The sequence below is a fragment of the Agromyces sp. GQ35 genome (assembly GCF_059758475.1).
In genome coordinates, this window is record NZ_JCAXEO010000001.1 from 2,113,584 (window position 1) to 2,126,406 (window position 12,823).

A 12,823-nucleotide genomic window follows, 5' to 3' on the forward strand; every position below is an offset into this window, starting at 1 on the left:
GACAGGACTGGGCCTGAGTTCGAGCAGAATGCCCGTCAGGCGCCGACTCGGGCGGCGCGCGCGTACTGCTCGCGAATGAGCGGGCGCGTGTCCATCGCGAGCTCCTCATCGAGGTCGAGCGGCCACGACGGGCGTGCCCCGGACAGCACCCAGCTCGCCTGTCGAGCGGCTCCGTCGGCGACGTACTCACCGGGTGCGGGCACCACGACCGGCAGGTCGAACACCTGCGCGGCGATGCGACGCACCGCGGGGTTCTGCGCCGCCCCGCCGATCAACAGCACCCGTGATGCCGCGACACCCTGCCCTCGCACGGCGTCGAGCCCGTCGGCGAGGCCGCAGAGCAGGCCCTCGATGGCCGAACGCGCGATCGACGTTCGAGTGGTGTTGGCGAGCGTGAGACCTGCGAACGAGGCCGTGGCGTCCGGGCGGTTCGGGGTGCGTTCGCCTTCGAAGTACGGCACGAGCACCACCCCGGATGCCCCGGGCGCCGCCTCGAGCGCGAGCCGCCCGAGCTCGGCGTGATCGACGCCGAGCAGGCCGGCCGTCACGTCGAGCACGCGGGCGGCGTTGAGCGTGGCGATGAGGGGAAGGCCCCGCCCCGTTGCGTCGGCGAAGCCCGCGACCGTTCCCGAGTCGTCGGCGGTGGCGGCATCCGTGACCGCGAAGACGGTGCCGCTCGTGCCGATCGACACGACGACATCGCCGGATGCCGCGTCGAGACCGAGTGCTGCGGCGGCGTTGTCGCCGGCGCCCGCGCCGACCAGGATGCCGTCGGGCGTGCTGCCTGCGGCCTCGTGTGGTTCCAGCACCCGGGGGAGGATCGCGTCGTGCCCGAGCGCGCGTGCGAGGAGCTCGCGATCGTAGCCGTCGACGCCCCAGTACGCCGTGCCGCTCGCGTCGGACCGGTCGGTCGTGAGTTCCTCGAGCACCGGGCCGAGGAGTGACTCCCCGGCCGGTCCGTAGCCGCGCAGCCGCCAGGTGAGCCAGTCGTGGGGGAGTGCCACCGCGGCGACGCGCGCCGCGGCATCCGGTTCGGCGTCGCGAAGCCAGCGCAGCTTCGTCGCCGTGAACGAGGCCACCGGCACGACGCCCGTGCGCCGGGCGTACTCGGCGGCGCCCACCTCGGCGATGAGGTCGCGTGCGGCCTGCGCCGAACGCGTGTCGTTCCAGAGCAGGGCGTCGCGGATGACGCGGCCCTCGCCATCGAGCACGACCATGCCGTGCTGCTGGCCGGCGATCGAGATCGCCGCGACATCGTCGAGCCCGCCCGCGTCGGCGAACGCCGAGAGCAGGGCGCCCCACCACGCGGCGGGGTCGACCTCGGTGCCGTCGGGGTGGGGAGCGCGACCCGAACGAACGAGCGCCCCGGTCGCGGCATCCCGAATCACGACCTTGCAGGCCTGCGTCGACGAATCGACACCGGCGACGAGCTCAGTCATGTGAGCTAGCGCCTCGCGCCGAGCAGGTGCTCGGTCGCGAGCTGTTGCAGCCGCACGAAGCCGCCGCCCTTGCCGCCGTAGTACGCGTCGGCATCGAAGTCCTCGTACGCCGAGCGGTCGGCGAGGAACTCGGCGTAGGTCTCGCCCTCGTTCAGCGTCGGCACCGCGAGCTCGGGGACGCGGGCGGCCTCGAGCGCCTCCTGCACCTCGGGGTCGGCGCGGAAGGCCGCGGCGCGCTCCTTGAGCAGCAGGTACGTGCGCATGTTCGCCGCGGCGGACTCCCACACGCCCTTCTCGTCTTCGGTGCGCGAGGGCTTGTAGTCGAAGTGGCGCGGACCCTCGTAGGCGGGCACGCCGCCGGGGCCGCCGTTCTCGAGCAGGTCGACGAGCGCGAACGCGTTGTGCAGGTCGCCGTGGCCGAAGACGAGGTCCTGGTCGTACTTGATGCCGCGCTGCCCGTTGAGGTCGATGTGGAAGAGCTTGTTGTGGAACAGCGCCTGCGCGATGCCGGCGGCGAAGTTCAAGCCTGCCATCTGCTCATGGCCGACCTCGGGGTTGAGGCCGACGAGCTCGGGGCGCTCGAGGGAGTCGATGAACGCGATCGCGTGGCCGAGCGTCGGCAGCAGGATGTCGCCGCGAGGCTCGTTGGGCTTCGGCTCGATCGCGAACTTGATGTCGTAGCCCTTGTCGGTGACGTAGTCGCCGAGCAGGTTGACCGCCTCGCGGTAGCGTTCGAGCGCCTGGCGGATGTCCTTTGCGGCGTCGTACTCGGCGCCTTCGCGGCCTCCCCACATGACGAACGTCTTCGCGCCGAGCTCGGCGCCGAGGTCGAGCTGGCGGAACACCTTGCGCAGGGCGTAGCGACGCACATCGCGGTCGTTGGCGGTGAAGCCGCCGTCTTTGAAGACCGGTGCGCTGAACAGGTTCGTCGTGACCATCGGGATGATGAGGCCGGTCGACTCGAGCGCACCCTTCAGACGGTCGATCTGGGTCTGGCGCGCGGCATCCGTCGATCCGAACGCGAAGAGGTCGTCGTCGTGGAAGGTCAGGCCGTAGGCGCCGAGCTCGTCGAGCTTCTCGACGACCTGCACGACATCGAGCGGATGCCGCGTGGGGCCGCCGAACGGATCGGTGCCGTTGTAGCCCACGGTCCAGAGACCGAAGGAGAACTTGTCTTCGCGGGTGGGGGCGTTCGCCATGGTGTGTCGCCTTTCAGCGTCCTCGATGATTTGTTGGCATGTACAACATACCTGCCCATTCTCGTCTGACGCAAGATGCCATCGCTCCGACCCTCATGAATCTCCCGTCGTCGACACGGCGTTCCGGCGCCTTCTTCTCGGGCGTGCTCGAGCATCGCGGAGATGCGGAGACGTGAGCGCAGTCGGCCCCAGAGGAAGGTTCGAACCATCAGCCGCAGTCGTACGCGTCGTACGCGAGCGGCACCGTCACCGACACCGGTTCACCCGATCGAGCGGTGGCCACGACGGTGACTTCGCCGCCGGTGATCGCGCTCTTCCGCGTCGTGAATGAGGCCGACTTCGTCTTCCCTGGGGGGAGCGATGCCACCTCCTTGGTGCCGTACGGCGACGCGATCGACAGCGTCGTCGCGACATCTGGATCTCCGGTCACTTTCGTGACGAGCACGACCTTGCCCGCGACGCATCTCTGGGAGACGACTCCGGTCACCTCGAGCGGAGGCGCGGCCGTGGCCTCGAGACCGAACCAGTTGATGCCCAGATCGAGCCAACCCGCTGCCGCCCCGTAGGTGCTTGAAATGTCCGTGTCGGGCACCGCGGACGACACCTCGAACACGAAGTACACGTCGTGCACACCTGCAGGCGTCTCGACCGGGAAGCTGACGTCCTCCCACTCGTAGACCGGGTCGCGGTAGTCCTCGACAGAGTCGAGGTCGAGGTCACCCGTGAGTGAGATCTCGCCCAGCTTGACTCCCGAGACCGGGTCATCAGCCATCACCGTGATCTTCGCCGCCGCAGACGATGCCTTGAGGTAGCGCAGGTGCATCGTTGACGAGGAGGCCTGACCCAGGTCGACGTTGCGGTAGACCGCCCAGTCGCCGTTGCGGATCCGGTTCAGCTGCATGCCGACGTCATCGCCGTGGACATTGTCAGCCCGAAGGTTGGACGCCGCTCCTCCGATGTTGCCGTGTCCGTCGAACAGCTCGGCCTCGTAGCGCGCACCGGAGAAGCTGCGGGTGTCCTGACCCTGGATCACGATCTTCGAGGTCCAGCTCAGCCCGTTCTCCGTCGTCGCGGTGACGTAGACGTCGCCGTTGCCGGCACCGGTCGCGTTCAGCGTCGCGTTGTAGGCGCGGTTGTTGTCACCAGAGGTCTGACCCTCGATGAAGCCGGCACCTTCGACGACGATCTCAGCCAGATCGGTCGCGTTCCCGTCCTTGTCCGCAAGGGCGAACGTCACCGGTCGGGCCGCTGCCGCATCAGGGTAGGTCACGGCGCTGAGCTTGACGCTTCCCCGATGCTGGTAGATGGAGCCGAACGAACCGAACTGGTTCGGACCCCACGAGATATCCTGCGGCCGAGAGTCCCAACCGCTGCGGATCACAACGGCCTCGGCGTTGGTGTTGACGGGAACTGTCTGGTTACGCAGCTCGACGTCTGTGGAGCCCGACACCGAGCCGTCCACCGTCGGGAAGGTTGCAACCACCCGGACCATGCCGTCGCCAGTGCCCGAAGCCGTGAGCTGGCCCTGCGCGCTGATGGTGGCCAGGCTCGTCGCCCCGCCGTCGGGAGTTGTCACTGACCACGAAACCCCGCCGGTGGCGACCTTGGGAAGCGCGATCGCCGACTCCATCACCAGGCTGCCGCCCGACTGCCCCACGACAGCGGGCACCTTCACGTGGAAGCGCGAGAGCGAGGTGCTGATGTCGGAGTTGTAGTGGTTCACCGTCACGCTGACGTCACCGGACTGCGCCGGCTCGAGCGTGCCGAGACGAAGCCAGGAGATCGCCACGTCCGCAGAAGGCGACACGAGGTACAGATCCGCCGTGCCCGAGGGGACGTCGCTGAGATTCGCACCCACGTTGACGAACGTCTGGGCGTGCCCGGTCGCCGGAACCTGCACCGTGCCGAGCCGGACACCGCCCTCGGCACTGCTCTGGCCGTGCGCCCAGACCTCCAGCTCTGCCGGCGTGGTGTTCGAATTCGAGGCACGCAGCGCGATCCCAGCCGGCTGATCGGAGAGATCGACCTCGGCGTACTTCACCCACGCGCCGGCCTTGCGGACGGATATCCCGTAGGTATCGTCCTCGTGGACCGAGACGGGGATGACGTCGGCGCGAAGGCCGGTCTCCGTGAGGTCCGTGAACGAGTAGTCGTCGAAGTTGTACGCCGCAGTGACATCGCCCAGGTTTCGCGCAGAAAGCGGGCTGCCCGTCACGGTCAGGGTGCCCGTGGCCAGCTGGTCATCGTCCGCCGACGAGCGACCCGCTGAGATCGTGTACGTGCCCGGTTCGACGAAGAACCGGCCCTCGGATACATCCCAGATGGCGAGGTCGGACAGGCGAACCGGGATCGAGACGTCGGCTGACTGCACCATCCCGCCGGAACTCCCGGCGAGATGGATGCGTTCGAAGCCGACGAGCGTCCGACCGGGGTGCTCGACGCGCGAGTCCTCACGGCTGTCGTACGTGGCGTAGATCTGGACGACCTCGTCGCTCGCCACCTCGCCGGCGTTCTCGACCGTCAATTGCACGTCGACCGATGCGTCGTCGACCGCAGTGTTCTCCACGGTCGTGGGCGCAACAGACATGCCCGAGTACTCGAAGTCCGAGTACGTCATGCCGAAGCCGAACGGATAGATGACCTCACCCTCGTGGTACTGGTAGGTCCGCTTGCCCTTGATGTTGTCGTAGTCCGAGATCGCTGGGAGCTCGCTCAGGCCGGCGTACCAGGTCTGACTCAGGCGACCGGCAGGGGCGTAGTCACCGAACAGCACGTCGGCGACGGCGTTGCCGAGTTCCTGACCGGCGTGACTCGTGTGCAGGATGCCCTTCACATTGGGGTTCGCCTGAACACCCGTGATGTCGAACGGGTAGCTGCCGACAACGATGACGATCGTGTTGGGGTTCGCTGCAGCCACGGCATCGATCAACTCCTCCTGAGCTGCCGCAAGCTCGATTCCATCTCCGGTCGACTGCCGGTCGTTGGTCTCGCGCGACGTCAGGTGCGGCTGGTCTCCCACCGCCACGACGGCCACGTCTGCCGTCGAGGCCTTGGCGACGGCATCTGCGGCGCCATCCTGCACCGTGATGAGCTCGAACTGGCGGTTTGCGCTGCTCTCGCTGCCGTTGTGCTGGACGTTGTGCGGCGCATCGGTGTTCACGAACACGTTGGCGGATTGAGTGGGGCTCACGACGCCCGTGTCCTTCGAGAAGCGCAGCGATACGGCATCGCCGGATCGCGCGACGATTCCGAAGTTCTGGTTCGTGAACCACTCCGCGGTAGCGCGGTTCGCGGACTGGAACCCCGGCGGGTCGGCCTCCGCGGTGAGCGTGTTCCCCGGGCCACGAGCAGCGACGTAGCGGTCCGTATCAACCGAGCGCAGCAGCAGGTTGTTGTAGCCGTAGTCATAGAGCTGGAACTGCGCCTTGGGGTCATCGGCACTCGTGCCGGTTCCCGTCAGCGGGGACGAGGCGGCTTCACCTGCGACCAGGAACTTGTCGGCGGGAGCGCCAGAGCCGTTGAGCACCTTCAGGGCGACGGTGTCGATGCCGCGACTGACCGCGAGGGAGCCTTCTCCGGCCTCGACCTTGTCCTTGACCTTGTCGTCGATCAACGTGACATACGGGAACGTCCCCGAGTAGAAGTCGGTCGAACTCTCGTCGATGAGCGGGCCGACGAGCGCGACATCGGCAGACTTCGCGAGCGGCAGGATGCCGCCCTCGTTCTTCAGCAGGACGACCTGCTCGTGCGCTGCCTGCGCGGCGACGGCCCGGTGCTCGCTCGTGTCGAGGGCGTTCCGCTTGTTGAGCATCTTGTGGGGGTTGATCGCGTCGACGTCGAGGTCGCCGGCGTGGAGGCGAACGAGCAGAACACCGTGGATCGTCTTGTCGATGTCGGCCTCGGTGAGCATGCCGCGACCGAGTGCCTCGTAGAACCAGCGGCGCGTCGTCGGCGTATCGGTGTCGCTCGGAGTCATCGCAGCAATGCCGTTGCGAACCGAGTCCGCCATCGAAGCCGCTTGGCCGAGCCGGCTGTCGGGGTAATAGGCGTTCTGGCCGCTGAGATTTCCTGGTGACGCAGCGTCGGTGACTGCGAAGAACGCGCCTTCGAGGCCGCCCGGAACCCATTCGCCATACATGTCGTCCGAGACCTCGGGCATCACCATCGAAGGCTTGCCGTTGATGAGGTTGTAGCCGGTCATCACGCCGTTGACGGTGCCGTCTTCGATGGTGTCGCGGAAGCCCTTGAAGTAATACTCGTGCAGGTTCCGCGGGCTCGCGTTGGCAGAGTAGGAGGTGCGCTGTTCCTCCTGGCCGTAGGCGGCGAAGTGCTTGAGCGTCGGAATCGTCTGGTAGTACATGTCGTCGGCACGCCCTTGCATGCCGCCACCCATGCTCGAGGCCATCCGTCCGGCGAGGAAGGCATCCTCGGACATCGTCTCGGAAATGCGGCCATAGCGCGGGTCGCGTGCCGTGTCGACCACCGGAGCCCAGACATTGAGGCCATTGAATCGGGCGTCCACGCTGTTGTACGCGCGCGTCTCCCTGCCGACCACGTTCCCGATCTCTTCCGCGAGATCGGGGTTCCACGTCATTCCGATGCCGCTCGACTGCGGAAACACCGTGGCGTACCCGAGCCACGACAGACCATGCAAGCCCTCGGTTCCCGTCCGGAACTGGGGAACACCGAGGCGCGTCACCGCGGCGCTGAACTGGTGCAACAGGCCGACCTTCTCGTCGAGCGTCATCCGCGAGACGAGATCGCGGACACGGTCATTCGGTGCCAGAGACGGATCCTGGAACGGGTACCGGGTGGATGACAGCTCGCTCGCGGAGCCGCCGGCATCACCGGGTGCCGCGACGGCCGGCGCCATCGCCATTCCCGTCGCGAGGAGAACTCCTGTCGTCAGCGTTGCGATCGCGCGTGATGCAGGAGTTCTCCATCGTGACTTCGTGCTCTGCGTTGGGCCAGTTCCTTGCATCTCATCGCTCCTCACTGAACGTGGAACCGGTCGGCCCCAACCTGTTTCGATCTGCTCGGTGTCTCGGTTGTCGAAGCGCTTCGATGGTGTAGACACGACGACTCCTCACTCTCGCGCGACTTCTCAGCGGCGGGTTCCGCGCGCCCCGGCTGGCGCGAGATCCTGGTAGGTAGGCGGCGTCTTGCTGTCGTGGATCCGTTCGATGAGCGAATCGACCGCCGCGGGACAAGTGAATCTCGGGTCGACCGATACGACCGACGAATGCCCGGGGACTTCGAGCCCGCGCTGCGGGCGTGCGGCGAGAAGAGAACTCGCGACCGCCGTCGAGGTCGAGACGCCCGGCTCGCGGGCTACCTCGTGCATCGTGACCATGTCGTGACTCCGTCGTCATCGGAAAGCGCTTCGACCGCTTCGAAGGGCACTGTACGCAGAGATGCCGGACCACCGCAAGGTCTTTTGTGGATCTGGCGAACAAATGTGTTGGGTCGCTTGAATCCGAGTCAGTGCGGCGTCTGTGTCGGATACGCAGCACGTCGGTGAGGTGAACGTGCCGGCTCAGTCCGGTCGGGCACTCAGTGGAATGGCGGCATCCTTGTTGACCTTGTTGTGGGTCGACACATGCGTTGTCGACCTCGGCCCGCAGCGACCACCCTATTTGTTTGCCAATTCCACAAAAGAACTTGCGGTGGTCCGGCAACTCTGCGTACAGTGCCCTTCGAACGAGTAGTCGAAGCGCTTAGACGATGGAGTCCTGATGGCGAAGATCCACGAGGTGGCCGAGGCCGCCGGCGTGTCGATCAGCACCGTGTCGTACGCCCTGAGCGGCAAGCGCACGATCTCGGCTGAGACGCGGCGGCGCATCGACGAAGCCGTTCGCGAACTCGACTACGAGCCCAACGCCGGAGCGCGAATGCTGGCGGGCCGGCGCACGAACATCTTCGCCCTGACCGAGCCGTTCCGGGCCGACACCTACGCGCCGGCTCACATGGCCTTCGTGCTCGCCACCTCGATCGCTGCCCGGCGGCACGACTACGACATCCTGCTCCTGACCGACGAGGAGGCATCGGCCGGCATGCGCAGGGTCGCGTCGAGCGGGCTGGCCGACGGTGTCATCGTCCTCGACGTGGCACCAGATGACGAGCGGGTCGCTGTGGCTCGGCGTCTCAAGATCCCCGCCGTCTTCGTCGGCCTGCCGACCGACCACGACGGTCTCGTCTGCGTCGACCTCGATTTCGAGGAAGCAGCCGCGCTTGCGGTCGATCACCTGGCCGACGCCGGTCATCGTGCGATCGGTTTCGTCGGCCACCCGGCGGAGGCCTACGTGCGCTCGAACTTCCCGCCGCGGGTGCGCGCAGGCTTCGAGGCGCGTGCCGCGCACCGCGGTGTGCGCGTCGCCATGGGGTCGCCCGCGATCGGAGGTTCGTCGCGCCGTGCAGCCGAGAGTGTGCACACGATGGTCGCGTCACTGCTCGCACAGGGCGTCACCGCGCTCGTGCTGCATTGCGATGACACGGCGCACGCGGCCGTCACCGAGGAACTCGCGCGTCGCGGACTGCGTGTGCCCATCGACATCTCACTCGTCTCGGTCGGCGCCACGTTCGACACCGGCGCGTTCCATCCAGCCATCGATGCCGTGCCGCTCGTGCCGCAGGCATCGTGCGACCTGGCGGTCGATCTCGCGATGCGGCTGCTCTCCGAGGCTCCGCCCGAGCCCGGCGTGCATCTGATCGCCCCCGAGTACCGCGACCGGGGTTCGGTCGCCGCGCCAGGCCGCCCGCCCACGTCGGGAGGCTGAGCGCCGAGCACGACCGGCGCGACACCCGACACCACCGACCCACCCGCCCGTCTCACCATCATCGAAGCGTTTCGACCATCGCCGGCCGGAACGCACCAGCAGTACCCACACCGAGGAGGTAGCAATGAAGCACACCAGGAAGCTGGGCGCCGCAGCGGCGCTCGCCATCACCGCACTCGCCCTGAGCGGCTGCTCAGCAGACCAGGGGGGCGACGACAACGTGCTGCGAATGTGGCACTTCGAGAGCGAGTCGAGCGCAATGGGACTCGCCTGGGCGGAGGCCATCAAGGTCTTCGAGGAGGAGACCGGTGCCACGGTCGAGTTCGAGGAGAAGAGCTTCGAGCAGATCCGCTCGACCGCGAGCCAGGTGCTGAACTCCGATGAGGCGCCCGACCTGCTCGAGTACAACAAGGGCAACGCGACCGCCGGCCTGCTCTCGAGCCAAGGCCTGCTGAGCAGCCTCGACGACGCCGTCGACGAGTACGGATGGGCCGACCAGCTCGCCCCGTCGCTGCAGACCACCGCCCGGTACGACGAAGACGGCATCATGGGTTCGGGCAGCTGGTTCGGCGTGCCGAACTACGGCGAGTTCGTCGAGGTGTACTACAACGTCGACGCGTTCGCCGCGGCCGGCCTCGAGGTGCCCACCACCCTTGCCGAGTTCGAGGCGGTGCTGCAGGCCTTCGCCGACCAGGGCGTCACTCCGCTCAGCGAGTCCGCCGCCGAGTACCCGCTCGGCCAGCTCTGGTACCAGCTCGCGCTCACCAAGGCCGATCGCGCATTCGTCGACGACTACCAGCTCTACGAGGGTCCGGTCGACTGGGAGGGCGATGAGATCACCTTCGCCACGGAGACCGTGAAGGACTGGACCGACCGCGGCTTCATCAGCACCGACTCCAGCGGGCTGAAGGCCGAAGACGCCGGTGTCGCGTTCATCAACGGCGACGCGCCCATCTTCTTCTCGGGCAGCTGGTGGCACAACCGGTTCACGACCGAGATCACCGGCTTCGAGTGGGGCACGTTCCTCTTCCCCGAGGCCGAGATGTCGCCCGGCTCGGGCGGCAACATGTGGGTCGTGCCCGAGCGGGCGGCCAACAAGGAACTCGCCTACGAGTTCATCGACATCACGATGCGCCCCGAGATCCAGGCGATCATCGGCAACAACGGCGGTGTGCCGGTGGCGGCCGACGAGGCCGACATCACCGACGCCAAGAGCGCCGAGCTGATCGGCAACTTCAACACGCTCACCGAGCGCGACGGCCTCGCGTTCTACCCCGACTGGCCCACCTCGACGTTCTATGACGAGCTGAACGCCGGCCTCCAGGAGCTCGTGAACGGCACGAAGACCCCGGCCGAGGTGCAGCAGCAGCTCGGCGAGCAGTATCAGTCCGGCGTCGACGACATCGTCGGTTAGCCGAGCGGATGCCGCGGGGCCGGCCGAGACCCGCCCCGCGGCATCCGACCCATTGGAAGGAACCCCGAGCATGCCCGATGCGCTGAGCACCCGCGCCCTCACCGCGCCGCCTGACGCCGACCCGGCGGCACGTCGCCGCACGAGAGGTGCAGCGACGCCCGCGAGCCTCATTCCGGGCTCGCCCCGCAGCGCCTACTGGCCCTACCTGGTGCCGGGACTCGCGCTGCTCGCCGTCATCATCGTCGTGCCGCTCGTGTGGAACGTCTACCTGACCTTCACCGACTACCGCGGCATCCGACCGCCTGAGTGGATCGGCCTCGAGAACTGGATCGAGCTCGCCGGCGACGCCGTCTTCTGGACCTCGTTCGGCAACTCGATCGCGATGATCGTCGCGATGGTGCTCGTGCCGACGCTGCTCGGCCTCGTGCTCGCCGCGATGCTGTTCGACCTCATCGGCAAGAAGTTCGGGGGCCGTCTCGCGAGCTTCCTGCGGGCCACCTACTACCTGCCGCAGATTCTGCCCGCGGTCATCGCGGCGATCGTGATCGGCTGGATTCTCCGGCCGCAGAACGGTGCCCTCAACCAGGTGCTCGAGGCGATCGGCCTCGGTTCGCTCGCGCACAACTGGCTCGGCAGTGCCGACACGGCGTTGCCGAGCATCATGGTGATCATGGTCTGGGTGCAGCTCGGCTACCCGATCGTGATCTTCATGGCGGCGCTGCAGCGCGTCGACCCCGAACTCTACGAGGCCGCCGAACTCGACGGTGCGAACTGGTTCCAGCGGTTCCGTGCGATCACCGTCGGCATCATCCGGCCCGAGATCTTCGTCGTGACGCTCACCTGCACGATCGCGGCGCTCAAGGTGTTCGGGCCGGTGTACGCCCTCACCGGCGGCGGGCCGGGCACCGCGACGATGGTGCCGGCGTACTACGCCTACAGCGAGTTCTTCCAGTCGCAGCAGGTCGGCTACGGCGCGACGATCGCGACCGCCCTGACCATCGTCATCGCCGCGGTCAGCGTGGTGTTCATCCTCGCGCAGAACCGCGCGGAGAAACTGGAGGAGAGCCGATGAGCGCCCTGCTCGACGGCGCCGAGACCGACTCGGCGCCCCGCACCTCGGCCATCGTCGCCCCGAACCGCCGTGCCCCCAAGCGCCGCTCGGGCGGCCCGTCGCACCGTGGGCCCGGCGACTGGCTGGTGCTCGTCGTCGCGATCGTCCTCGGCTTCTTCATCGCCGTGCCGTTCCTGCTGATCCTCGTGAACTCCTTCAAGTCGCCCACCGACTACAACACCTCGGGCCCGCTCACGCTGCCGACCGAGCTGTACTTCGACGGCATCGTCGCGTTCTGGGAACGCGTCGACTTCCCCGAGAAGCTGCTGAACAGCGTGTTCATCTCGGGGGTCGTCGCGGTGCTCGCGGTGCTCCTGTCGATGCTGAACGCCTTCGCACTCGGCATCGGCCGGGTGAAGGGCCGGCTCTGGATCGTCGTGCTCATCCTGCTGGCGAACATGCTCCCGCAGGAGGTGCTGCTCTACCCCCTGTACTTCATGTTCAAGGAGGTGGGCCTCTACGACAGCCAGTGGGCCGTGATCATCATCTTCACCGTGATCCAGTCGGCGTTCGGCACCTACCTGCTCGCCTCCGTGTACGGCACGTTCCCGAAGGAGCTGCTCGAGGCCGCGTCGCTCGACGGCGCGAGCCGGTGGCAGATCCTCTGGCGCGTGGTCTACCCGATCTCGCGGCCGACGCTGTCGGTACTCCTGATCTTCTTCTTCATCTGGACGTGGAACGAGTTCCTCATTCCGCTGACGTTCCTCGTGTCGAACGCGACGCAGACGGTGCCCGTGGCGATCACCGTGCTGCAGGGCGATCGGCTCATGGATGTCACGACGACGAGCGCCTCGGCGCTGCTCGGCCTGATTCCGACCCTCGTCTTCTTCCTCATCTTCCAACGCACCCTGACCAGGGGCATCACCGCAGGAGCAGTCAAGTAG

7 protein-coding genes are annotated in these 12,823 nt (G+C 67.2%); 4 read left to right on the forward strand and 3 right to left on the reverse strand.

Going from position 1 to position 12,823, the window contains the following annotated elements:
• Positions 1-35: 35 nt before the first annotated feature.
• The 3 genes from xylB to AC6CH0_RS09785 form a co-directional block, all read right to left on the reverse strand.
• A complete protein-coding gene (gene xylB / locus AC6CH0_RS09775) occupies positions 36-1,439 on the reverse strand; it encodes a xylulokinase (RefSeq protein ID WP_498100169.1) in 1,404 nt (467 codons plus the stop codon).
• Between the two features lie 5 nt (positions 1,440-1,444).
• Positions 1,445-2,638: a xylose isomerase gene (gene xylA, locus AC6CH0_RS09780; protein WP_498100171.1), complete on the reverse strand. Its 1,194-nt coding sequence runs from the start codon at positions 2,636-2,638 to the stop codon at positions 1,445-1,447.
• A 208-nt stretch (positions 2,639-2,846) separates the two neighbouring features.
• Positions 2,847-7,511: a glycoside hydrolase family 3 C-terminal domain-containing protein gene (locus AC6CH0_RS09785; RefSeq protein ID WP_498100173.1), complete on the reverse strand. Its 4,665-nt coding sequence runs from the start codon at positions 7,509-7,511 to the stop codon at positions 2,847-2,849.
• An 862-nt stretch (positions 7,512-8,373) separates the two neighbouring features.
• Here AC6CH0_RS09785 and AC6CH0_RS09790 point away from each other — a divergent pair.
• From AC6CH0_RS09790 to AC6CH0_RS09805, 4 genes are all read left to right on the forward strand, one after another.
• A complete protein-coding gene (locus AC6CH0_RS09790) occupies positions 8,374-9,414 on the forward strand; it encodes a LacI family DNA-binding transcriptional regulator (protein WP_498100175.1) in 1,041 nt (346 codons plus the stop codon).
• Between the two features lie 124 nt (positions 9,415-9,538).
• Positions 9,539-10,828: an ABC transporter substrate-binding protein gene (locus AC6CH0_RS09795; RefSeq protein ID WP_498100177.1), complete on the forward strand. Its 1,290-nt coding sequence runs from the start codon at positions 9,539-9,541 to the stop codon at positions 10,826-10,828.
• Positions 10,829-10,898: 70 nt separating this feature from the next.
• The gene (locus tag AC6CH0_RS09800) at positions 10,899-11,900 is read left to right on the forward strand and encodes a carbohydrate ABC transporter permease (RefSeq protein ID WP_498100179.1); all 1,002 of its coding nucleotides are present in this window, start codon (positions 10,899-10,901) and stop codon (positions 11,898-11,900) included.
• On the forward strand, positions 11,897-12,823 hold the full coding sequence (locus AC6CH0_RS09805) for a carbohydrate ABC transporter permease (protein WP_498100181.1): 927 nt from the start codon (positions 11,897-11,899) through the stop codon (positions 12,821-12,823). The genes AC6CH0_RS09800 and AC6CH0_RS09805 overlap by 4 nt, the downstream gene beginning before the upstream one ends.